The sequence below is a fragment of the Stenotrophomonas sp. TWI377 genome, from assembly GCF_039674525.1.
In the GTDB taxonomy this organism is placed as follows: domain Bacteria; phylum Pseudomonadota; class Gammaproteobacteria; order Xanthomonadales; family Xanthomonadaceae; genus Stenotrophomonas.
The window spans coordinates 85,923-108,452 of record NZ_JBDJNT010000014.1; the positions used below are offsets into that span (position 1 = coordinate 85,923).

A 22,530-nucleotide genomic window follows, 5' to 3' on the forward strand; every position below is an offset into this window, starting at 1 on the left:
CCCTCAACGCAGGCCGGCGTAGCTCAGGTAGCCGTCAATCAACGGCTCGCCCCACATGAACACGATCCAGCCGGCAATGGCCAGGTACGGCCCGAACGGGATCGGCGTGGCCCGGTCACGGCCGCGCGAGTACAGCCAGATCGAGCCGATGATCGCGCCCACCACGGACGACAGCAGGATGATCGGCAGGATGCCCTTGAGCCCGCACCAGGCGCCCAGGGCCGCCAGCAGCTTGAAATCGCCGTGGCCCATGCCTTCCTTGCCGGTGATCTGCTTGAACAGCCACCACACCGACCACAGCGACAGATAGCCCGCCAGCGCACCCAGCAGGGCAGGCTTGGCCGGCATATAGAGATTGTCGCTGGCCGCGATCAGGCCCAGCCACATCAAGGGCAGGGTCAATTGGTCCGGTAACAGCTGGGTACGCAGGTCGATCCCGGAAAGGGCCACCAGGAAGCAGCTCAGCACGATCGCGCCGAAGCCCTGCCAGCCGAACCCGAACTGCCAGACGCTGGCCGCCACCAGCACGGCGGTCAGCAGCTCCACCAGCGGGTACTGGATCGAGATCGGGGCATGGCAATGTCGGCATTTGCCGCGCAGGGCCAGCCAGCTGAACAGCGGGATGTTCTCGTACCAGGACAGCTTGTGCTTGCAGTGCGGGCAGTGCGAGGGCTCGACCACGATGCCCGGTGGTGGCGGCTCGTAGATGTCCGGCTCTTCCAGCACCTCGCGCGCATCGCGCTTCCACTCCCACTCCAGCCGCTTGGGCAGGCGCAGGATCACCACGTTGAGGAAACTGCCGATCAGCAGTCCCAGTCCGACCGCGGCGGGGTAGCCGAGACCGGGATGCTGGTCGAGAAATGCCATTGATTAGTTATCCAACTACCGCGCCGAGTTTGAAGATGGGCAGGTACATGCCGATCACCATGCCGCCGACTAGAGTACCAATGAACACCATGATCATCGGCTCCATCAGGCTGCTCAGGGCGTCCACGGCATTGTTGACCTCCTGCTCATAATACTCGGCCACTTTGAACAGCATGGTGTCCAGCGCGCCGGCCTCTTCGCCGATGGCCGTCATCTGCACCACCATGTGCGGGAACAGATTGACCTGCTTCATCGCCATGTTGACCGGGTAACCGACCGACACGTCGTCGCGCATGCGCAGGACCTTCTCCTCGTAGACCTTGTTGCCCGTGGCGCCGGCCACGATGCCCAATGCCTCGACCAGCGGCACGCCGGCCTTGAAGGTCACGGCAGTGGTGCGGGCGAAGCGGGCGATCGCGCTGTTGTTCATGATCTGGCCGATGACCGGCACCTTGAGGATCACGCGATCCATGGTGTGCTGCATCTTCGGCGAACGCTTGTAGGCGTATATGAAGCCGAACAACGACCCTAGCACCACCGCGAGCATCACCCACCAGTACGACACCATGAAGCGTGAGGCCGCCACGATCATCTGCGTGAACGCAGGGAGCTCGGCGCCGAAGCTCTTGAAGACTTCTTCGAACTGCGGCACAACAAACAGCAGCAGGATCGCGCTAACGATGATGGCAACGGCAACAATCATCACTGGATAGAACAGCGCTTTCTTGATCTTGCCTTTCAGCGCTTCGATGTTCTCTTTGTAATTGGCGATTGTATCCAACACCGTTTCTAGTACACCGGCCCCTTCGCCTGCTCGAACCAGATTTCGATAGAGCTCATCGAACTGGACGGGGTGTCGGCTGATGGCCTCGTGCAGCGAGGAGCCGCCTTCGATGTCGGACCGAATCGAGTCGACCAGCTTCCGCATCCGCGGGTTCTTGTGCCCGCTGCCGATGATTTCCAGTGAGCTGACGATGGGCACGCCGGATTTCATCATGATCGCCATCTGGCGACTAAAAAACGCGATGTCTTTGGCGCCAACCGGAGAGCCAGCTCCGCCAAACAACGGCTTGGGCTTCTGCTTGACGACGTTGGGTGTGATCCCCTGCCGCCGCAGCTCTGCACGCAACAGGTTGGCGTTCTTGGCGGGCTGCTCGCCCTTCATCTTGACACCGCGCTTGTCGGTCCCCTCCCAGACAAACGGCTGCAACTCCATGGTGCTACGCGCCACGGGCTCTTTCTTGATCGCGCTACGGCTGACAGACATACAGGGCTCCCCAGCCACACCATCCCCAGGCGGGCTATCTCGCCGCATGGTAGCCGGTTCCTGGGGGCGTTGGCAGTCCTGCCGGGCGTGCGGCTTTGGGTAGCAAGCCTGGACCGTGGGTGTCAAAAGGTGACGCAACAGGTCACATTGCCGGATACGTCGCAAATTGTTGTGCGGGGGGTTCCAATCCTGGAGATTGGTGCCATGATTGCGCCGGGGAATGCTGGGGAGCATTGCTGGCACTGTTGGCACGCAACCTGCTTCGATCCACCCGCACGGGCGCCCGCCTCGCTCACCCGGTCCGCCGGTCAGGCAACGGCCCAGTGCCCTACTTATTTATCTACCTCTAGGGGATGTACTCATGAAGAAGCAGCAGGGCTTTACCCTGATCGAACTGATGATCGTTGTCGCGATCATCGCTATCCTGGCCGCCATCGCGCTGCCGGCATATCAGGATTACACCACCCGCGCCAAGGTGTCGGAAGTGATCGTGATGGCCGCACCGGCCAAGCTCGCAGTCACCGAAACTGCTTCTAGCCTCGGCGGATTGGACAAAGTCACCAGTGCAAACAGTGGGTATACCTTCCCGGGCGCGACTCAGTACGTTTCGGGTATTACCGTGACCGATGCAACCGGTATCGTGACGGCAACTTCGAAGGTGCCGGGCGCGTCGGGCAACATCGTGCTGACTCCGAGTGCTGTAGGCACTGGTACTGGCCAGTTGACCTGGGATTGCACCACTACGATTACGAATAAGGCTCTTGTGCCGGCTGACTGCCGTGAGGCTGCTAAGGGCACCGATGATGGCGACAGCTGATTAGTCAGTTGGACGATTAGCCTAGATTCACTGAGCCCTGCTTCGGCAGGGCTTTTTATTTATTTGATTATTAGTTTTTTACTTGATTGCTTGCCGCTGCTAGCTTGCTATCTTGGTGTTCGGATTTTCATCGGATTCAAGCTGCGCGTGTGCGAAGTAGTCCGTGATTGATGACCAGGTCGCAAGTTAACCAACTCAGCTAACATGTCTTCTTGTATGATGCGAGCTGGCAGGGATGCCGACTTTGACTCTTACTTCGCATCCACTCGATTAATGGAAGTCCGTCCATGAATACTGCCGTGAATAGCACTGCCAACTTGGTTGGCATCACCGGTATCGCCCGGCGGCTGGTGCAGGACGGGGCACTGGAAGAGGCTGCGGCTCGGGAAGCGATGGGGTTGGCGGCTGCTGCGCGACAGCCTCTCCCGCAGTGGTTCGCGCAGAAAAGGATGGTTACCAGCGCCCAGCTGGCTGCCGCCAACTCAGTGGAGTTCGGCATGCCGTTGCTGGATGTGTCGGTGTTCGACAACAACCAGAACGCAATGACTTTGGTCAGCGAGGAACTGCTGCGCAAGCACCATGTTCTGCCGCTGTTCAAGCGTGGCGGCAAGTTGTTCGTCGGCACAAGCAATCCTACGCATTCGCTGGACGAGATCAAGTTTCACACCAATCTGGTGGTGGAGCCGATCCTGGTCGATGAAGACCAGATTCGCCGCACGCTGGAGCAGTGGCAGTCCAAGCAGGACACGCTGGGCTCGGCACTCGGCGGTGACGATGACATGGGGGATCTGGACGTCTCCGCCGGGGATGAAGAAGGCGGCGCCGTGGAGTCCGGCGTCGACGCAAAAAGCGACGACACTCCGGTAGTCAAATTCATCAACAAAGTCCTCGTCGACGCCATCCGCAAGGGCGCCTCGGACATCCACTTCGAACCCTACGAAGACGACTACCGCGTGCGCCTGCGCATCGATGGTCTGCTCAAGAACGTGGCCAAGGCCCCGGTCAAGCTCAACCAGCGCATCGCCGCGCGCCTGAAGGTGATGGCGCAGCTGGATATCGCCGAAAAGCGCGTGCCGCAGGATGGGCGCATCAAGCTCAACCTCTCCAAGACCCGCCAGATCGACTTCCGCGTCAGCACCCTGCCTACCCTGTTCGGCGAGAAGGTGGTGCTGCGTATCCTCGATGGCAGCGCCGCCAAGCTGGGCATCGACAAGCTCGGTTACGAGCCGGCGCAGCAGAAGCTGTTCCTGGATGCGATCCACAAGCCGTATGGCATGGTGCTGGTCACCGGGCCGACCGGCTCGGGTAAGACGGTCTCGCTGTATACCGCGCTGGGCATCCTCAACGATGAAACGCGCAACATCTCCACCGCCGAAGACCCGGTGGAAATCCGCCTGCCCGGCGTCAATCAGGTGCAGCAGAACGTCAAGCGCGGCATGACCTTCGCCGCGGCGCTGCGCTCGTTCCTGCGCCAGGATCCGGACATCATCATGGTCGGCGAAATCCGCGATCTGGAAACGGCGGAGATCGCGATCAAGGCGGCGCAGACGGGCCACATGGTGCTCTCCACGCTGCATACCAACGATGCGCCGCAGACCATCGCGCGCCTGATGAACATGGGCATCGCCCCGTACAACATCACCAGTTCGGTGACGTTGGTGATCGCCCAGCGCCTGGCGCGCCGGTTGTGCAACAACTGCAAGCGCCCGGTGGAACTGCCCGCCAATGCACTGCTGGCCGAAGGCTTCACCCAGGCGCAGCTGGATGCGGGGATCAAGCTGTTCGAGCCGGTCGGCTGCGATGAGTGCACCGAGGGTTACAAGGGCCGTACCGGTCTGTACCAGGTGATGCCGATGACCGATGAGATCTCGACGATCGTGCTGGCCGGTGGCAATGCGCTGCAGATCGCCGAGGCCGCGCAGCTGGCCGGGGTGAACGATCTGCGCCAATCCGCGTTGATCAAGGCCGCGGCCGGGGTGACCGGTCTGGCGGAGATCAATCGTGTGACCAAGGATTGAGCGGCGTCCGCAGATGAGAAAAGGCCCGCGCAAGCGGGCCTTTTGGTTTCTGGGGCGGTGGATCAAAAGCAGCCACCCATGGGGTGGCGCTACTCCATGCCGAGCTTTTTCAGCTTGTACCGCAGTGCGCGGAAGGTGATGCCCAGCTGTGCGGCGGTACGCGTCTTGTTCCAGCGGTTTTCTTCCAGCGCCTTCTGGATCGCGGTGCGCTCCATCTGCTCGATGTAGGAGGGCAGGGCGCCATTGCCGGCCGGCAGGTCGACCACCGCTTCTTCCTGGGTGGGCGGCGCATTGCCGGCACCGAAGCGTGGGGCGTGCTGGGGCAGGCGCAGGTCGCTGGCGCCGATGCGGTCTTCTTCGGCCAGGGCAAGCGCGCGCTCGAGGATGTTTTCCAGTTCGCGTACGTTGCCGGGGAAGTGGTACTGGGCCAGGGCTTCCAGCGCCGAGGGCGCCAGCAACGGGGTCGGGCGGCCGTGGGTGCGGGCCAGCCGGGCCAGGATCGAGGCGGCCAGCGCCGGCAGGTCGCTGCGGCGCTCGCGCAGCGGCGGCACGCGCAGTTCGATCACGTTGATGCGGTAGTACAGATCGTGGCGGAAGCGGCCGTCTTCAACCAGTTCGCCCAGGTCCTTGTGCGTGGCGGAAAGGATGCGCACGTCCACCGGCACTTCGGTGGCGGCGCCGACCGGACGGATCGATTTTTCCTGGATCGCGCGCAGCAGTTTGACCTGCATCTGCAGGGGCAGCTCGGCCACTTCATCCAGGAACAGGGTGCCGCCGTGCGCGGCCTGGAACAGGCCGGGCTTGTCCGCATGGGCGCCGCTGAAGCTGCCCTTCTTGTGGCCGAAGAACTCGCTTTCCATCAGTTCGGACGGAATCGCGCCGCAGTTGACCGGCACGAACGCGCCGGGGGCGCGCGCGCTCTGCGCGTGGATGGTGCGGGCGACCAGTTCCTTGCCGACGCCGGATTCGCCAAGGATGTAGACCGGCGCCTGGCTGCGCGCGACCTTGCCGATGGTGGCGCGCAGCACATCCATCGAGGGCGAATCGCCGAGCAGGCGTGCGGCCTGTTCCGGGGCGAGCGGCGCGGGCGCCGCGCGCTCGGTGTTGTTGAGTTCCAGCGCGTGCTTGACCAGGCCGCGCAGCACCGAGATGTCCACCGGCTTGCTGACGAAATCGAAGGCGCCGGCCTTCAGCGCTTCCACCGCCAGGTCCATGCTGCCGAACGCGGTGATCATCGCCACCGGTGTGCGCGGGTAGTGCTGAGCGATCTCGGTGACCAGCTCGATGCCGTTGCCATCGGGCAGGCGCATGTCGGTGATGCACAGGTCGTACGGATTGCTGGCCAGCAGCTCACGGGCTTCGGCGAGGTTGGCTGCGGTGCTGATGCGCAGGCCCATGCGGCCCAGGGTCAGTACCAGCAGTTCGCGGATGTCACGCTCGTCATCGACGACGAGGGCGCTGCGGGTGTCATTCATAGGGAAGGAAGATAGCCGAGGGCGGTCGTTGGCGACAAATGTTTGACGGTGGCGTCCGGGTGTGCGCGGCTCATCCGGCCATCATCGTGTGGGGACCGGCCAGCACCAGCCGGAAACACGCACCGCCGGCAGGCACTGAGACGTACTCCAGCCGTGCCTGGTTGGCGCGGCACAGTTCGCGGGCGATATACAGGCCCAGCCCGGTGCCGTGCTCGGAGGTGGTGAAGAACGGGCGGAACAACTGGGTGGCAACCGTCTCGGGAATGCCCGGGCCGCGGTCCATCACATCGATGATGGCGGTGCGGTCCTGGCGCGCCACGCGCAGCCGCACGCGCGCCGGCTCTTCGGCCACGCGGCCGTACTTGAGCGCGTTGTGCACCAGCACGGTGAGGATCTGATGCAGGTGGCGCGGATCGACCAGGGCGTGCACCGAGGTCTCGCTGATGATCGGCTCCACGCTGTCGGTTTCCAGCGACAGGACCTGTTTGTACTCCAGCACGAAGCGGCGCACGAACGAGGCCAGATCCACGTTCTCCGGGTTGGCACGCTCGCGCCGGGCCAGCCCGAGCACGCTTTCGACGATGCCGTTGGTGCGCTGGCACTGCTGGTTGATGATCTGCAGCAGGCGGCGGTCGGTGTCGCCGATATCGGTGGATTCTTCCAGCAGCTGGGCTGCGTAGTTGATTGCCGCCAGCGGGTTGCGGATCTCATGGGCCAGGCTGGCCGAGAAGCGCCCCATCGCCGAGAGCGTCAAGGACTCGGCACGCCGCGAGACCACGGTGGAATCATCCAGGAACACCAGGGTGAGGTCGCTGCCGGCCAGCAGGCGGGCAAAGCGTGGCTGCACTTCGGGCTGGTCCGGCGAGAGCTGCAGGGGCATTTCTTCGTTGGTCCAGCCGTTGCGCCAGCGCAGCAGCCGGCGGCTCAGCTCGGGCGAGGCACTGCCCAGTTCCAGCTTGCCGCTGCCACTGTTGCCGTCGGCATCGCCGAGCAGGGTGGAGGCGGCTTCGTTGGCCAGGGTGATGCGGTTGGCGCCGTCCACCACGATCACGCCGGTGCGCATGCGGCGGATGATCAGCTCGTTGATCTGGAACAGGTTGGCCACTTCATCGCCGCGCTGGTTGGCCAGCTGCTGGTTCATGCGGGCGCGGTTGCCGACCTGGTAGCTGATGAAGGCGATGGCGAGATAGCTGGTGACGAACATGGCCAGCTCGGCCAGGGTGCGGGTCGGGTCGCCGCCTTCGAGCTGCTTCCAGAGGTACTCGCCGGCGGTGGCGGTGCTGGCGGCAGCGGCCAGGCCCAGCCCCATGCTCAGCGGCAGCAGGGTCGCGGCGGCGGCGATGTTGAACAGCAGCGACATCGAGATGCCCGCGCTGGCGCCCGGCAGGGCGTGGGCGAGCAGGGTGGCGGCGATGATGTCGGCGGCCACGCTCCACACCACGATGGTGCGCAGCCAGCGCTCGTTGCGCCCGAACAGCAGCACCAGCACGGCCACCACCAGGTAGCCGCTGGCCACGATGGTCGCCAGCGTCGGGTGGTCCGCGGTGCCGACCAGGCCGCTCAGCGGGCTGAACAGCAGCGCGCCGATGACGGTGGCCATCAGCAGGCGGTACAGCGCGAAGAAATACAGCTCGCGCCGCGGTATCGATTCGATGCGGTCGATCAATGAAGCACTGGGTGACACGCCGGAACTCCCCTTCTGGCATGGGGGCAGTGTAGGGGGTCCGGCCGGGTTTGGGGGCAGGCGGCGGGGGCGGGGCGTGTGAAGGCCGGGCGGTGCGCGGGCGCCGGCCAGCTGCGCGGCCGTGCCACAGGGGGCCCGGGCGGCCGTTTCCGGCCGCTGCCGCAACTGTCTGAAATTGCGTCGGAAACGCCTCCCCGTGCGTGTCTTGGGACTGACTTCTTTGCGCCCGCGCGCCGGGTCGTCCACAATAGTGGGCCCGCCGCGGTCCTTACCGGCGCCCCCGTGAGGGAGCCTTGGAGATGCGTGCGGTCGTTCCTATTCCCACGGTGACGCATGAATTTCCACGAATACCAGTCAAAACAGCTGCTTGCCGAGTACGGCATTCCCGTTCCGGCCGGCAAGGTCGCGGCTACCCCGGACGAAGCGGTTGACGCTGCCAACGCCCTGGGCCAGGGCCCCTGGATGGTCAAGGCGCAGATCCACGCTGGCGGCCGCGGCAAGGCTGGCGGCGTCAAGTTCTGCAAGACCACCGACGACGTGAAGGCCGCTGCGGCCAAGATGCTCGGCACCAAGATGGCCACCTACCAGACCGCAGGCGTTGAACTGCCGGTCAACCTGGTGCTGGTGACCACCGCCGGTGAGATCGTCAAGGAACTGTACCTGTCGGTGCTGGTTGACCGTGGCACCAAGACCATCACCTACATCGCTTCTTCGGAAGGCGGCGTGGAGATCGAGCAGGTCGCCGCTGAAACCCCCGAGCTGATCCACTCGCTCAACGTTGATTTCGTTGAAGGCGTGCAGGGTTACCACGGCCGTGATTTCGGCTTCAAGCTGGGCCTGACCGCCAAGCAGGCCGGCCAGTTCGCCAGCATCATGGTGAACCTGTACCGCCTGTTCAACGAAAAGGACCTGGCCCTGGTTGAAATCAACCCGCTGGCCATCCTGGACGACGGCAACCTGTACGCGCTGGACGGCAAGTTCGACAGCGACGACAACGCCGCGTTCCGTCAGAAGGCGCTGGTTGCCATGCGCGACAAGACCCAGGAAGACGAAACCGAAGTGACCGCTTCGGAGCTGGACATCAACTACGTCACCATGGACGGCAACATCGGCTGCATGGTCAACGGCGCCGGCCTGGCCATGGCCACCATGGACGTCATCAAGCTCAACGGCGGCGAGCCGGCGAACTTCCTGGACGTGGGCGGCGGTGCGAACAAGCAGCGCGTCATCGAAGCGTTCAAGCTGATCCTGTCCTCGGACAAGGTCGAAGGCATCTTCGTCAACATCTTCGGCGGCATCGTCCGCTGCGACATGATTGCCGAAGGCATCATCGCCGCGGTCAAGGAAGTGGGCGTCAAGGTTCCGGTCGTGGTGCGCCTGGAAGGCACCAACGTGGAAGAAGGCAAGCAGCTGCTGCGTGACAGCGGCATGGCCATCATCCCGGCCGACAACATCAACGACGGTGCCAAGAAGGTCGTCGCTGCTGTCAAAGCCGCCGCCTGATCCGACACCGAAGGAAATCCAATGTCAGTTTTGATCAATAAGAACACCAAGGTGATCGTGCAGGGCTTCACCGGCCAGCAGGGTACCTTCCACGCCACTCAGATGATCGAGTACGGCACCCAGGTTGTTGGCGGCGTGACCCCCGGCAAGGGCGGCACCACCCACATCGATCTGCCGGTCTTCAACACCGTTGCCGACGCCGTGCAGAGCACCGGCGCCAACGCCTCGGTCATCTACGTGCCGCCGCCGTACGCGGCTGACGCGATCCTGGAAGCGGCCGCTGCCGGCATCCAGGTCATCGTGTGCATCACCGAAGGCATTCCGGTGCTGGACATGCTGCGCGTCAAGAACGTGCTGACCCGTGCCCATCCGGACACCGTGCTGGTCGGCCCGAACTGCCCCGGCGTGATCACCCCGGGCGAGTGCAAGATCGGCATCATGCCGGGCCACATCCACATGCCGGGCAAGATCGGCATCGTGTCGCGCTCGGGCACCCTGACCTACGAAGCGGTCAAGCAGACCACCGAAGTCGGCCTGGGCCAGTCCACCTGCATCGGCATCGGTGGTGACCCGATCAACGGCCTGAACTTCGTCGACTGCCTCAAGCTGTTCAACGAAGATCCGCAGACCCTGGGCATCATCATGGTTGGCGAAATCGGCGGCGACGCTGAAGAAGCCGGTGCCGAGTACATCAAGAACCACGTGAAGAAGCCGGTCGTCGGTTTCATCGCGGGCGCCTCGGCTCCGGCCGGCAAGCGCATGGGCCACGCCGGTGCGATCGCATCGGGCGGCAAGGGCACTGCCGAAGGCAAGTTCGCCGCCATGGAAGCAGCCGGTGTTGTCACCGTCCGCTCGCCGGGCGACCTGGGCGCTGCCATCGCCAAGCTGGTCAAATAAGCCGTCGGCCGCACCCGCGGCCGACGCGCGGGTAGAGCTGACCGTTGGTCAGCTGCCCGTAGAGCCGACCGTTGGTCGGCTGCCGGTAGAGCCGACCGTCGGTCGGCTGCATCAAACAGAAAGGCCGCCTCCGGGCGGCCTTTCTGCGTTTCAGGCGATCCCCACCTTGGGGGGTACCAGCCGCTGACCGGTACGCACGCCACGTAGTGCCGGCCGCAGGCCGGCTCCTCATCGTGCTGCCGCCGAAAGCGTGGGTGCCGGCCCGCGGCCGGCCCTACAATGAGCGCAGTACACCTACAGGCTGGACCCCCATGACGTCGCTCCGCATTGCCCTGGCGCAGTTTGATTTTCCGGTTGGCGCAGTGGCGCAGAACACCGACACCATCATCGCCATGATCGCCGAGGCGCGCGATGAGTACGGTGCCGAGCTGGTGGTGTTCCCCGAGCTGGCGATCAGCGGCTATCCGCCGGAGGATCTGCTGCTGCGGCCGGGCTTCCTTTACGACTGCCAGCAGGCGCTGGAGCGCATCGCCGCAGCCACCACCGGCATCGCGGCCGTGGTCGGTTGGCCCCAGGCCGCCGGTGCGGTGGTCTACAACGCGGCCAGCGTGCTGCGCGATGGCCAGGTCGAACACACCTACCGCAAGCGCGAGCTGCCCAATTACGCGGTGTTCGATGAGCGCCGTTATTTCGATGTCGATCCGGACGGCGGCAGCTGCGTGTTCGAGCTGAAGGGCGTGCCGGTGGGCGTGCTGGTCTGCGAAGACCTGTGGTTCGCCGAACCGCTGGCCGATACCGTCCGTGCGGGCGCGCAGCTGGTGGTGGTGCCCAATGCTTCTCCCTACGAGCGTGGCAAGCATGCCCAGCGCGATGCGCTGCTGGCCGAGCGTACCCGCGAGAGCGGGGCGGCGATCGCCTACCTCAACGTGGTGGGTGGGCAGGACGCGCTGGTGTTCGATGGCGCCTCGGTCGTCGCTGACGGCGACGGCACGGTGCATCCGGCGGCTGCGGCCTTCACCGACCAGTGGCTGGTGGTGGATTACGACGCCGGCACCCGCCGCTTCCTGCCGCGCGAGTGGATCGACGACGGCGACGAGAGCATGGATGCACTGGCCTGGCGCGCGGTGACCCGCGGGATCCAGGATTACTGCCGCAAGAACGGCTTCAAGAAGGTCTGGCTGGGCCTGTCCGGCGGCATCGATTCGGCCCTGGTGCTGGCGATGGCGGTGGACGCGCTGGGCGCGGCCAATGTCACCGCGGTGCGGCTGCCGTCGCGTTACACGGCGGATATGTCCAACGACCTGGCGGCCGAGCAGTGCCGCGCGCTGGGCGTGAAACTGGAAGCGGTCTCGATCGAGCCGGTGTTCGAGGGGCTGATGGCCGCGCTCGGCCCGATGTTCGAGGGGCAGGCGGCGGATGTGACGGAAGAGAACCTGCAGTCGCGCAGCCGTGGTGTGATCCTGATGGCGCTCTCCAACAAGTTCGGCGGGCTGCTGCTGACCACCGGCAACAAGAGCGAGTACGCAGTGGGCTACGCGACCATCTACGGGGACATGTGCGGTGGCTACGCCCCGCTCAAGGACCTGTACAAGACGGAGGTGTTCGGGCTCTCCAAGTGGCGCAATACCGTGGGCGGCGCTCCGGTGATCCCGCCGGCGGTGATTTCCCGCCCCCCCTCGGCCGAGCTGCGCGCCAACCAGACCGACCAGGACTCGCTGCCGGCCTACGATGTGCTCGATGGCATCCTGTACCGCTATGTGGACCAGGAGCAGTCGCGCGAGGAGATCGTGGCCGCCGGCTATGCCGCCGAGGTGGTGGACCGTGTGCTGCGCCTGGTGCGCACCAGCGAGTGGAAGCGCCACCAGGCAGCCCCGGGGCCGAAGGTCTCGCGCCGGGCGTTCGGGCGTGAGCGGCGGTACCCGATCAGCAATGGGTACAAGGGCTGAGACGCCAGCCGGTAGGCGCCGACCGGTGGTCGGCGCAGGGTTGGGGGCGAAGGGCGGCCGGGTGGCCGGGGTGACCGCGTAGAGCAGCCGACCAACGGTCGGCTCTACCGGCGTCGCCGCCGGGGAATAAAAAAGGCCCCTTTCGGGGCCTTTTCTATTATTTGCGGTTCATCGTGGCGTTGCGTTCGCCGGTACTGGCGGACTTCTCGCCGGCAAACGGGTTCAGCTTGCGGACCATCCACGGGTACTTCGGCCACTTGCCCTGCAGCCAGGGGTGGTCGGGCTGGTTCAGCTCGAGCACGCGGCGGGCATCGTCGGCCAGGGTCTTGTTGCCCAGGTGGGTGTAGGCCTCGCCCAGGGCGGCCACGGCGTCATACTGGAACGCGCTCTGCGGGTAGTTCTCCAGCAGGAAGTTGGCGCGGCCAGCGGCCGAGACGTACGCCTCGCGGCGCAGGTAGTACAGGGCGTTGTCCAGCTCGTACTGGGCGAACACGTCGCGCAGGGCGATCATCCGCTGGCGCGCATCGGCGGCGTAGCGGCTGTTCGGGTAGCGCTCGGTGACGATGGTGAAATCGGCATAGGCCTGGCGCGGGCTCGACAGGTCACGGCGGCTCGGGTCCAGCGACCAGACGCGGCGCAGGAAGACCGTGTCGCGGTTGCCGTTGGCCAGGCCGCGCAGGTAGTACATGTAGGCGATGTTGCGGTGGGTCGGGTAGGTACGGATGAAGCGGTCCACGCTGGACACCGCGTCATCGTGCTTGCCGGCCTTGTACTGCGCGTAGGCGCTTTCGATCATGGCCTGTTCGGTATACGGGCCATACGGGTACTGGGCCACCAGGCGGCGGAAGCTGGCTTCGGCACCGCTCCAGTTCCCCCCTTCCATGAGCTTGTGGCTCTTCTCATAGAGCGTTTCGACCGGCAGGCCTTCATCCGGATTCTTGCCCTTGGTACCGCGGTGACAGCCGGTGGCGACGAAGAGCAGCACCAGCATCAGGGCGGCGAGGCGGACGGGCGCGGACAGCATAACGGAGCGTCGGATCATGGGGTCAGGGCGGGACGCGGCTGGAATACGAAGGGTCGATGATAGCCTAGTGGCCTGTCCCGCGACTGAAACTGGTCGCCCGGACCCCAAAATTGTCCCTATTGCGGTGTACCCCCATGTCCGATACCCCTGCTGATTCCGATTCCCCCCGCCAGGCCATCGTGCCCGATACCGCTGCCGGCCGGCGTTTCGACGCCGTCCTGGCCGAGCTGTTCCCCGAATTCTCCCGGTCCAAGCTGACCGAGTGGATCAAGTCCGGCGACGTCCTGCTGGACGGCGACACCGTGCGCGGGCGCGACCCGGTGCGCGGCGGCGAGGTGGCCAGCCTGCATGTCGTTCTCGACACCCAGACCCATGCCGAGCCGGAGGACATCCCGCTGGAGGTCCTGTACGAGGACGAGCATGTCTTCGTGATCAACAAGCCGGTCGGCCTGGTGGTCCACCCCGGCGCGGGCAACCCGACCGGCACCCTGGTCAATGCGCTGCTGTTCCGCGATCCGTCGCTGTCGGTGCTGCCGCGTGCGGGCATCGTGCACCGCCTGGACAAGGACACCAGCGGTGTGATGGTCATCGCCCGCACGATCCAGGCGCAGACCGCGCTGGTCGAGCAGCTCTCGGCGCGTGAAGTGCATCGCCAGTACCTGGCCGTGGTGGTGGGTGCGCTGGTCTCCGGCGGCACCGCCACCGCCGGTATCGACCGCCACCCGCGCGATCGCATCCGCATGGCCGTGCGCGAAGACGGCAAGGAAGCGATCACCCATTACCGCCTGCGCGAGCGTTTCCGTGCGCACACCGCGCTGGAGTGCCGCCTGGAAACCGGCCGTACCCACCAGATCCGCGTGCACATGGCGCACCTGCGTCACCCGATCATCGGCGATCAGCTGTATGGCGGCGCGCTGAAACTGCCCAAGGGCGCCAGCGAGGAGCTGGTCGCCGAACTGCGCGGCTTCAAGCGCCAGGCGCTGCACGCTGAAACGCTGGAGTTCGTGCACCCGATCACCGGCGAGAAGATCACCAACAGTGCGCCGCCGCCGGCCGACATGCAGGCGCTGCTGCACGCCCTGCGCGAAGACAGCAAGCGCTTCGCCGAGCAGGAACGCAACCGTCGCTGATGGAGGCCACCGTGCCCGTGCTGCGCGCCGACTGGCAGGCCCCGAACGGGGTCCATGCGCTGACCACCCTGCGCTACGGCGCGGGCGGCTCGGTGGCGCCGTTCGACCAGTTCAACATGGGCAACCGCTACGCCGCCGAGGGCGATGACCCGGCGCAGGTGCAGCGCAACCGCGACCTGCTCGTGCCCGGGTTGGGCCTGCCCTCGGCGCCGCATTGGCTGCGCCAGGTGCATGGCACCGGCGTGCGGCGCTTCACCGCGCCGCCGACGGCCATCGGCGTGGAGGCTGAACCCACCGCCGATGCCGCCGTGACGTCGGTTGCGGGCGTGGTATTGGCGATCCTCACCGCCGACTGCCTCCCGGTGGTCTTCGCCGCACGCGAGGGCGGTGAGATCGGGGCCGCCCATGCCGGGTGGCGTGGGCTGGCCGACGGCATGCTGGAGGCCACCGTAGCCGCCATGCAGACCCCGGCCGCCCAGCTGCAGGCCTGGCTGGGCCCCGCGGCCGGGCCCGCGCTGTATGAGATCGGCGAGGACGTGTTCGAGGCGTTCGTGGAACGTGATGAAGGCGCTGCCACGGCCTTCGTGGCAACCCGGCCGGGGCACTGGAAGGTGGACCTGTATGCGTTGGCCCGCCGGCGGCTGCAATCGGCAGGGTTGGACCCGGTACACATCAGCGGCGGGCAGTACTGCACCCTGGCCGATCCGCAGCGGTTCTATTCGCATCGGCGCGACCGCCGCACCGGCCGCATGGCGACCCTGGCGTGGATCGCACCCTGACCGTTGGACAGACAGTGAGTGGCGCGGCCGACGCGGTCATCGTCTTCGACGGCGTCTGCGCCCTGTGCAACCGCTGGGTGCGGTTCCTGCTGCGCTTTGATACGCGTGGCCGCTATCGCTTCGCTGCGATGCAGGGCGTGCACGGACGCGCCCTGCTGCAGGCGCACGGGCTGGATCCGGAGGATCCGTCGTCGTTCCTGCTGCTTGAACAGGGGCGCGCATGGACGGACACCGATGCGATCCTCCGCGTGCTGACCGGCCTGGGCGGTGCATGGCGTCTGATGCAGGTGCTGCGCTGGCTACCCCGCAGGCTGCGCGACCGCGCCTATCGCGCGCTGGCGCGCAACCGGTATCGGTGGTTCGGTCGTTACGACACGTGTTTCCTGCCGACACCGGAGCAGGCGGCGCGGTTCCTGGACTGACGGGTGGGCGCGTTGCCGGCCAGCGGCCGGCACTACCGTAAACGTTCGCGCCATCCCCCGTCGTGCCGGCCGCTGGCGGGCATCACCCTTCCAGTGCCTGCAGATACGTCCGCCGCCAATGGTTGATGTCGTAGGTGCGCAGGTGCTCCATCATCGCCTGCCAGCGCTCCACGCGCTTTTTCAGCGGCATCGTCGCCGCCGTGGCGATCGCATCGGCGACGCCATCCAGGTCATGCGGATTGACCAGCAGCGCCTGCTTCAATTCATCGGCGGCACCGGCCAGCAGTGACAGCACCAGCACGCCCGGGTTCTCGGGGTCCTGCGAGGCGACGTACTCCTTGGCGACCAGGTTCATGCCGTCGCGCAGCGGCGTGACCAGGCCCACCGCGGCTGCCCGGTAGAAGCCGGTCAGCGTGGCATGGGTGAAGTTCTGGTTGACGTAGCGCAGCGGGGTCCAGTCCGGTGCGGCATGCCCGCCGTTGATGTGCCCGGCGATCTGTTCGAGCTGGCTGCGCAGCTGGCGGTACTCGGTGACATCCCCGCGCGAAACCGGGGCGATCTGCAGGTAGGTCAACGAGCCGTGCTGGTCCGGATGACGCTCCAGATACCGCTCGAACCCCTGGAAGCGTTCGGGCAGGCCCTTGGAGTAGTCCAGCCGGTCCACGCCGATCGCCAGCTGACGATTGCGCAGGCTGCCGCGCAGGTCCTTGACGGCGGGTTTGTTCGCCCCCGCTTTGGCCTGGCGGGCGATGAATTCGGTATCGATACCGATCGGGAAGGCCGCAGCGCGGAAACGCCGGCCGCCGGGTGCTTCCAGCTCACCGTCAGGCAGCACGCGGCCACCACCGAACAGGCGCACGTAGGACTGGAAGCGGTCCGCATCGCGCTGGGTCTGGAAGCCGACCAGATCGTAGGCGTACAGGCTGGAGAACAACCGCAGGTGATCCGGCAGCGCCTGCAGCAGATCGGCCGAGGGCATCGGCACGTGCAGGAAGAAGCCGATCCGGCAGCCGATGCCGCGCTCGCGCAGCAGCGAGGCCAGCGGGATCAGGTGATAGTCGTGGATCCAGACAATGTCGTCCTCGCGCAGCAGCGGCGCGAGTTTCTCGGCGAACAGCGCGTTGACCCGGCGGTACGTTTCGCGCGTGGCGCGATCGTAGTCGACCAGGTCCAGCCGGAAGTGCAGCAGCGGCCACAGCGTGCGGTTGGCGAAGCCGTTGTAGTAGCCATCCACGTCGCGCTTGTTGAGGTCCATGGTGACGTAGCGGATGTCTCCGTCCACCTGCTCGTGCAGCGTGCCGCTGTTGTCGCGGGTGGATTTCCCGCTCCAGCCGAACCACAGGCCGCCACGCTCCTTGAGCGCGGCCAGCAGGCCGACTGCCAGGCCGCCGGCGCGGGATTCACCGGGAACGGCGACCCGGTTGGACACGACGACCAGGCGGCTCATGATGCCTCCTGCCAGCTGCGCGACAGGCGCATGGCGGCGGTGATCAGGCCCACGTGCGAATAGGTCTGCGGGAAATTGCCCCAGGCCTCGCCGCTGTCGAATGCAAGATCCTCGGACAGCAGACCCAGGTGATTGCGGCGCTCCAGCAGCATCTCGAACATCTCGCGTGCTTCGTCCAGACGACCGATCGCGGCGAGCGCATCGATGTACCAGAACGTGCAGATGGTGAAGCTGGTTTCCGGCTCGCCGAAATCATCCGGCGCGACGTAGCGATACAGCGCGTTGCCGTGCTTGAGATCGCGGCCGATCGCCTCGACCGTGGCGACGAAGCGCGCATCGGTGGCGTCGATGAAGCCGATATCGGCCAGCAGCAGCAACGAGGCATCCAGGCGATGGCCGCCGAAGGTATCGGTGAAGTGGCCGAGTGCTTCGCTCCACGAGTCGCGCATGATGCGGGCATGGATGATGTCGGCGCGCTCGCGCCAATAGGTGGCGCGGTCATCCAGTTTCAAGCGCACGGCGATCTTGCACAGGCGGTCACACGCGGCCCAGCACATCGCGCTGGTGTAGGTGTGCACTTCGGTGCGGCCGCGGAATTCCCACAGGCCGGCATCGGGCACATCGTGCAGGGTGAAGGCCTGCTCGCCGAGCGGCTCCAGCCGCGCGAAGGTGTGCGCATCGCCCGGGTCCTGCAGGCGGCGATCGAAGAACAGCTGGGTGGAGGCGAGCACCACGCTGCCGTAGACATCGTGCTGGCGCTGCACCCAGGCCAGGTTGCCCCGCCGCACCGGGCCCATGCCGCGATAGCCGGAGAGCGACGCGACTTCGGTTTCCTCCAGCTTGGCCTCGAAGCTGATGCCATACAGGGGTTGCAGGCTGCCATCGGCCGTGGCCAGGTTGAAGATGTAGCCCAGGAACTGCTCCATCGTGCGGGTCGCACCGAGACGGTTGAGCGTACGCACCACGAAGGCGGCATCGCGCAGCCAGCAGTAGCGGTAATCCCAGTTGCGGATGCTGCCGGGTGCTTCCGGAATGGAGGTGGTCATCGCGGCGATGATGGCGCCGCTGTCCTCGTACTGGCACAGCTTCAGCGTGATCGCGCTGCGGATCACCGCATCCTGCCACTCCAGCGGGATCGACAGATAGCGCACCCATTCGCGCCAATAGTCACGCGTGCGCTGGAAGGATTCCTGCACGTAGCCACTGAGCGAACGGTTGAGCGATTCGTCCACCCCGAGCACCAGATGCACAGGGTGGTTCAGCACGAACGGCAGGCCATCGCGGACGAAACGCAGCGGCACATCGGTGGTCAGGCGCAGCACGTGGTCGGGAAGCACCCAACGGATGTGGTTGCTGCCCCACGTGGCATCCGGGACGCGGGCGCCCCAGTCGGCCAGTGGACGCGCGCGCACGATGATGCGCGGGTTGCCGGACAGCGGCCGCACCTGGCGGATCAGGCTGACCGGTCGGTAGAAGCGGTCGTTCTGACGCCAGCGCGGCGCGAAATCGATGATTTCCAACGCACCACCGTGCTTGTCGCGCAGCACGGTGCGCAGGATGGCGGTGTTGGTCAGGTAGCTCTGTTCGCTGTCGACCATGTCCTCCAGCTCGATGCCGAAGTCACCGCCGTCCTGTTGATTGGGGCCGAGCAGGGCGCAGAAGGTCGGGTCGCCGTCGAAGGTCGGCAGGCAGCTCCAGACAACGCGCGCGTGCTTGTCGATCAGCGCGCCGAAGCTGCCATTGCCGACCACGCCCAGATTCAGATCGGGTTCGCTCATGATGCAGGAAGTCTCGTGTCATGCCGCGGCGGCACACCGGTGGGGGAGACCTGCGCGCGGCGTCAGGGGGCCTTGGGGTCAAGGCATCAGTAGGCATTCTCGCGAAGCCAGGCGTGCACGCTGCGTATCGTCGGCAGCGCGAACACCGCATCGCTGGGCTCGCGCGCACCGACCAGCACGCTCCAGCCATGCAGGTCGTTGGCCGCGCCGAAGCCGAATTCATCGGTGAGGTCATCGCCGACGAACACCGGCATGCGATCGCGGAACGGCGGCTGCAGCATCAGCTGCCGCATCGCACGGCCCTTGTCGCTGCCTTCGGGCAGAAACTCGATGACATGGTCACCGGGCTGCAGCCGGTAGCCGCCATGGCCACGGATATGCCGTTCGGCGAAGGCGCGCACGTCGTTGGCGGCGTGCGGGGCACCGCGCCAGTGCAGGGCCAGGCTGCGGCCTTTGTCCTCCACCAGTACGCCGGGATAGCCATGCGCGAAACGCATCGCCTGCTGGTGCAGGGCATGCAGCCACTCGCTGGTATCGGCAGAAGGATCGCTGCTCTGCGCGCGCTGCTCATGGTTGCGCAGCTCGTGGCCGTGCAGGCCGGCCGCAGGCAGGCTCAAGGGGGCGAAAAGTTTGTCCAGTTGCGCCAAAGGGCGCCCGCTGATCAGCGCGACCGCGCCATCCAGCCGGTCGCTGATGCGCCCGATCGCTTCACGCACATCGGGCAGCAGCGCGACCGACTCGGGGTCGTCCGCGAATTCGATAAGGGTGCCATCCACGTCCAGGAACAGCGCACAGGCATCGTCCAGCAGCGGCGGCGGCGGACGTTGGGGGAAGTCGTTGGCCATGTTGAGCAACATGCCAGCGTGGATGTGATCGCCAGGTCATGGCATCACGCACGCGTCCTCCCCATTCACCACCGGTAGAGCCGACCGTTGGTCGGCTGCACCCCTCCGGTAGAGCCGACCGTTGGTCGGCTGCCCCATCAGAACGTATACCGCACGCGCCCGTAGTAATACGCGCCATTGCTGCCGATCGGTGACAGCACGTCGTACGGCAGGTTACCGAAGTAGTAGATGTCGTCGTTGGACAGATCCGAGTAATTGTCGGTCAGGTTCTGCCCACCCACCGCCACGCTCCACTGCGGGGTGATCTTGTACTCCACTTCGGCATCCAGCTGCCACTCGGCGCCGTAGGTCTGGCGCGGGATGTAGCCATCGCCGAAGTTGAACACACGGGTCACGCTGCCATAGCGGCTCAGACGGCTGGTCAACGACCAATGATCATCGGCCCAGCTGGCGGCCAGGGCAGCGCGGGTGCGCGGCGTGGCATCGGTCAGCGTATTGGTTTCTTCCACGCCGAACAGCACGTAATCCGGATCCAGCGCGAGCAGGCCCGGCGGCGTGGCGAGCACGTTCTTCAGCGTGGTCTTGGTATAGGCATAGGTGCCAGTCAGCACCAGTTCGCCGCCACCCAGCGACTGCCGCCAGTTGCTCACCAGTTCCGCACCGCGGGTGCGGGTATCGGCGGCGTTGACGAAGAAGCTGGCGCTCTGCAGGCCGGCCACGCCGAACTGCTGCTGCACGTAGTCGGTCAACGCATCACCGGTGATGCTCTCCGACAGCGCGATGCGGTCATCGATGTCGATCTGGAAGAAGTCCAGCGAGACATCGAAGTGGTCGCCGATGCGGCTGGTGAAGCCCAGGCTGGTGTTGAGCGACTTCTCCGGCTTCAGATCGGTGGCACCCAGCCCACGCGCGATCGGATTGTTGACCGACAGCACGCGGCCCTGCACCAGCTGGCCGGCGGCGTTGTAACCGGTGGAGGTGGATTCGTAGCCGATCTGCGCCAGCGACGGGGCACGGAAGTTGTTGGAGATCGCACCGCGCAGCGCGAAGGCCGGGGTGAATTCATAGCGCAGACCGAGCTTGCCGGTGAGCTCACCGCCGAAGTCATCGCTGTGCTCGTAGCGCGCCGCCAGATCGCTGGAGAAGTGCTCGCCGAACTGGCTGGAGAGGCTGGCGTAAGCACTGGCGACATCGCGCGACAGCGAGGTGGCATCCTGCGGGGTCAGGCCGCCACCGGCCTGCGAGCCGGTCGGGCGATCCGTGAACGGGCCGGCAGCATAGCTGCTCGGGTCACCGGGGCGGGTTTGGTAATGGTCGCGGCGCGCTTCCAGGCCCAGGCCCAGGCTGTGGGTGATGCTGTCGCCCTGCGAGAACACGCGGCCGAGGTCGAAGTTCGCCACCGTCAGTTCATTGCGGTAGTCGCCGGTCTTGAAGCGGGTCGGGCTGGTCGGGCCCAGCGAGGCGTTGAGCGAGTTGCGCAGGCGGTAGGTGAACGTGTTGACGCCGTAATCCAGGCTCGCGTCGTAGTTCCACTCGCCCCACTGGCCCTTCGCGCCGGCCACGGCCTGCACGTCGCGGTTCTCGCCTTCGGAGATCGGGCGGTAGCCGTTGGGGTAGATCTGCGCCCAGTTGGCGTCGCTGTCCGGGTAGCGGAAGTAGTTCGCGCCTTCGCTGTCGCGCTGGTTGAAGGTGGCGAAGCTGTAGAAGGTGGAGGTCTCACCGAACGGCAGCTGCGCGTTGTACCAGGCGTTCAGATCCTTGGTCTTGCCATCGCCGAGCGCGTAGTTGCGCTTGCCCTGCAGGGCCAGGTTGGTCGGGGTCTGGTCCCACGGCGGAATCTGGTCGAAGCCGGCGCGGTTGGTGCCCTCGTGATTCTTCAGCTCCAGGCCGACCCGCAGGAAGCCGCCGTTGTCACCCAGCGCGGTGCCGACCTTGGCGCTGGCGTAGCTGGTCTGGCCATCGGTGAGGGTGCGGTCGATCGGCTTGAGATCGGTGTGGTTGGCGCCGAAGCTGGCTTCGAACGCGCCACCTTCCGGAGCGTCATCCAGGATCACGTTGATCACGCCGGCCACCGCATCCGAGCCATACAGCGCGCCGGCGCCATCGCGCAGCACCTCGATGCGCTTGATCGCGCTGACCGGGATCGCGTTGAAGTCGACCGGGGTGGTGCCCTTGCCGATCTTGCTGTCGGTGTTGACCAGCGCGCTGCTGTGGCGGCGCTTGCCGTTGACCAGCACCAGCACCTGGTCGGGCGAGAGCCCGCGCAGCTGGGCGGCGCGGATGTGGTCGGCACCGCCCGAGTTGGACTGGCGCGGGAAGTTGAACGAGGGCAGCAGCGCCTGCAGCGCGCTGCCCAGTTCGCCATTGACCACACCGGCCTTGCGGATGTCCTCGGCGGTGAGCACGTCCACCGGCGAGGTGGATTCCAGCACGGTCCGGTCCACGGCGCGGGTGCCGGTGACGATCACGGTGTCCAGCGTTTTGGCGGTGTTCGGCGCGTCCTGCGCAAGTACGTCCTGGGCCAGCAGGGGGGAGGAGAGGACGAGCGCGATGGCAAGGCCAAGGCGCGACGCGGACGGACGGGACATGCGGACTCCAGCAGAACGACGAGGGGGAGGAACGGGGGAGGGG

The 22,530-nt window shown here is 65.9% G+C and carries 17 protein-coding genes; 8 read left to right on the forward strand and 9 right to left on the reverse strand.

Annotated features, from left to right (window positions below):
* Positions 1-3 precede the first annotated feature (3 nt).
* On the reverse strand, positions 4-867 hold the full coding sequence (locus ABE546_RS13135) for an A24 family peptidase (protein WP_121039283.1): 864 nt from the start codon (positions 865-867) through the stop codon (positions 4-6).
* Positions 868-874: 7 nt separating this feature from the next.
* Positions 875-2,134 (reverse strand): type II secretion system F family protein, encoded by a 1,260-nt coding sequence (locus ABE546_RS13140; RefSeq protein WP_346464006.1) that lies wholly within the window; start codon positions 2,132-2,134, stop codon positions 875-877.
* Between the two features lie 361 nt (positions 2,135-2,495).
* Here ABE546_RS13140 and ABE546_RS13145 point away from each other — a divergent pair, with 361 nt between their 5' ends.
* Together ABE546_RS13145 and pilB are read left to right on the forward strand one after the other, a co-directional pair.
* Positions 2,496-2,951, forward strand: coding sequence for a pilin (locus ABE546_RS13145; protein ID WP_346464007.1), 456 nt, complete (start codon positions 2,496-2,498; stop codon positions 2,949-2,951).
* Between the two features lie 287 nt (positions 2,952-3,238).
* Positions 3,239-4,969 carry a type IV-A pilus assembly ATPase PilB gene (pilB, locus tag ABE546_RS13150; protein WP_346464008.1) on the forward strand — a complete coding sequence of 577 codons (1,731 nt, stop codon included), beginning with the start codon at positions 3,239-3,241 and terminating at the stop codon, positions 4,967-4,969.
* A gap of 89 nt (positions 4,970-5,058) precedes the next feature.
* Here pilB and ABE546_RS13155 read toward each other — a convergent pair whose 3' ends face one another.
* Together ABE546_RS13155 and ABE546_RS13160 are read right to left on the reverse strand one after the other, a co-directional pair.
* Positions 5,059-6,444, reverse strand: coding sequence for a sigma-54 dependent transcriptional regulator (locus ABE546_RS13155; RefSeq protein ID WP_121039246.1), 1,386 nt, complete (start codon positions 6,442-6,444; stop codon positions 5,059-5,061).
* 70 nt (positions 6,445-6,514) lie between these two features.
* Positions 6,515-8,128, reverse strand: coding sequence for an ATP-binding protein (locus ABE546_RS13160; RefSeq protein ID WP_346464009.1), 1,614 nt, complete (start codon positions 8,126-8,128; stop codon positions 6,515-6,517).
* Between the two features lie 333 nt (positions 8,129-8,461).
* Here ABE546_RS13160 and sucC point away from each other — a divergent pair, with 333 nt between their 5' ends.
* From sucC to ABE546_RS13175, 3 genes are all read left to right on the forward strand, one after another.
* On the forward strand, positions 8,462-9,631 hold the full coding sequence (gene sucC / locus ABE546_RS13165) for an ADP-forming succinate--CoA ligase subunit beta (protein ID WP_313210085.1): 1,170 nt from the start codon (positions 8,462-8,464) through the stop codon (positions 9,629-9,631).
* 21 nt (positions 9,632-9,652) lie between these two features.
* A complete protein-coding gene (gene sucD, locus ABE546_RS13170) occupies positions 9,653-10,528 on the forward strand; it encodes a succinate--CoA ligase subunit alpha (protein WP_137190155.1) in 876 nt (291 codons plus the stop codon).
* A gap of 311 nt (positions 10,529-10,839) precedes the next feature.
* Positions 10,840-12,474 (forward strand): NAD+ synthase, encoded by a 1,635-nt coding sequence (locus ABE546_RS13175; RefSeq protein ID WP_313213006.1) that lies wholly within the window; start codon positions 10,840-10,842, stop codon positions 12,472-12,474.
* Positions 12,475-12,631: 157 nt separating this feature from the next.
* Here the strand turns inward: ABE546_RS13175 and ABE546_RS13180 are convergent, their stop codons facing one another.
* Positions 12,632-13,516: an outer membrane protein assembly factor BamD gene (locus ABE546_RS13180; protein WP_088433876.1), complete on the reverse strand. Its 885-nt coding sequence runs from the start codon at positions 13,514-13,516 to the stop codon at positions 12,632-12,634.
* Between the two features lie 116 nt (positions 13,517-13,632).
* On the opposite strand from ABE546_RS13180, the gene rluD reads away from it, so the two are divergent.
* From rluD to ABE546_RS13195, 3 genes are read left to right on the forward strand one after another with little or no spacing between them, the layout of a single operon-like run.
* Positions 13,633-14,628, forward strand: coding sequence for a 23S rRNA pseudouridine(1911/1915/1917) synthase RluD (rluD, locus tag ABE546_RS13185; protein WP_123730367.1), 996 nt, complete (start codon positions 13,633-13,635; stop codon positions 14,626-14,628).
* Complete coding sequence (gene pgeF, locus ABE546_RS13190) at positions 14,628-15,407, forward strand: peptidoglycan editing factor PgeF (protein ID WP_346464010.1); 780 nt, start codon at positions 14,628-14,630, stop codon at positions 15,405-15,407. Before rluD ends, pgeF begins: the two co-directional genes overlap by 1 nt.
* Positions 15,404-15,829, forward strand: a complete 426-nt coding sequence (locus ABE546_RS13195) for a thiol-disulfide oxidoreductase DCC family protein (RefSeq protein ID WP_346464017.1) — start codon at positions 15,404-15,406, stop codon at positions 15,827-15,829. Before pgeF ends, ABE546_RS13195 begins: the two co-directional genes overlap by 4 nt.
* Positions 15,830-15,911: 82 nt before the next feature.
* On the opposite strand, the gene otsA is transcribed toward ABE546_RS13195, so the two are convergent.
* The 4 genes from otsA to ABE546_RS13215 form a co-directional block, all read right to left on the reverse strand.
* Positions 15,912-17,276, reverse strand: coding sequence for an alpha,alpha-trehalose-phosphate synthase (UDP-forming) (otsA, locus tag ABE546_RS13200; protein WP_313213011.1), 1,365 nt, complete (start codon positions 17,274-17,276; stop codon positions 15,912-15,914).
* The gene (locus ABE546_RS13205) at positions 17,273-19,054 is read right to left on the reverse strand and encodes a glycoside hydrolase family 15 protein (RefSeq protein ID WP_313213013.1); all 1,782 of its coding nucleotides are present in this window, start codon (positions 19,052-19,054) and stop codon (positions 17,273-17,275) included. The genes otsA and ABE546_RS13205 overlap by 4 nt, the downstream gene beginning before the upstream one ends.
* An 86-nt stretch (positions 19,055-19,140) precedes the next feature.
* On the reverse strand, positions 19,141-19,899 hold the full coding sequence (gene otsB / locus ABE546_RS13210) for a trehalose-phosphatase (RefSeq protein WP_088433909.1): 759 nt from the start codon (positions 19,897-19,899) through the stop codon (positions 19,141-19,143).
* A 137-nt stretch (positions 19,900-20,036) separates the two neighbouring features.
* Complete coding sequence (locus tag ABE546_RS13215; RefSeq protein ID WP_346464011.1) at positions 20,037-22,487, reverse strand: TonB-dependent receptor; 2,451 nt, start codon at positions 22,485-22,487, stop codon at positions 20,037-20,039.
* Positions 22,488-22,530 lie beyond the last annotated feature (43 nt).

Coding starts and splice junctions, on each gene's coding strand:
- ABE546_RS13145 (WP_346464007.1), top strand. CDS start 2,496: ATGAAGAAGCAGCAGGGCTTTACCCTGATCGAACTGATGATCGTTGTC.
- otsA (WP_313213011.1), bottom strand. CDS start 17,276: ATGAGCCGCCTGGTCGTCGTGTCCAACCGGGTCGCCGTTCCCGGTGAA.
- ABE546_RS13155 (WP_121039246.1), bottom strand. CDS start 6,444: ATGAATGACACCCGCAGCGCCCTCGTCGTCGATGACGAGCGTGACATC.
- rluD (WP_123730367.1), top strand. CDS start 13,633: ATGTCCGATACCCCTGCTGATTCCGATTCCCCCCGCCAGGCCATCGTG.
- ABE546_RS13135 (WP_121039283.1), bottom strand. CDS start 867: ATGGCATTTCTCGACCAGCATCCCGGTCTCGGCTACCCCGCCGCGGTC.
- ABE546_RS13205 (WP_313213013.1), bottom strand. CDS start 19,054: ATGAGCGAACCCGATCTGAATCTGGGCGTGGTCGGCAATGGCAGCTTC.
- ABE546_RS13180 (WP_088433876.1), bottom strand. CDS start 13,516: ATGATCCGACGCTCCGTTATGCTGTCCGCGCCCGTCCGCCTCGCCGCC.
- pilB (WP_346464008.1), top strand. CDS start 3,239: ATGAATACTGCCGTGAATAGCACTGCCAACTTGGTTGGCATCACCGGT.
- pgeF (WP_346464010.1), top strand. CDS start 14,628: ATGGAGGCCACCGTGCCCGTGCTGCGCGCCGACTGGCAGGCCCCGAAC.
- sucD (WP_137190155.1), top strand. CDS start 9,653: ATGTCAGTTTTGATCAATAAGAACACCAAGGTGATCGTGCAGGGCTTC.
- otsB (WP_088433909.1), bottom strand. CDS start 19,899: ATGGCCAACGACTTCCCCCAACGTCCGCCGCCGCCGCTGCTGGACGAT.
- ABE546_RS13215 (WP_346464011.1), bottom strand. CDS start 22,487: ATGTCCCGTCCGTCCGCGTCGCGCCTTGGCCTTGCCATCGCGCTCGTC.
- ABE546_RS13175 (WP_313213006.1), top strand. CDS start 10,840: ATGACGTCGCTCCGCATTGCCCTGGCGCAGTTTGATTTTCCGGTTGGC.
- sucC (WP_313210085.1), top strand. CDS start 8,462: ATGAATTTCCACGAATACCAGTCAAAACAGCTGCTTGCCGAGTACGGC.
- ABE546_RS13140 (WP_346464006.1), bottom strand. CDS start 2,134: ATGTCTGTCAGCCGTAGCGCGATCAAGAAAGAGCCCGTGGCGCGTAGC.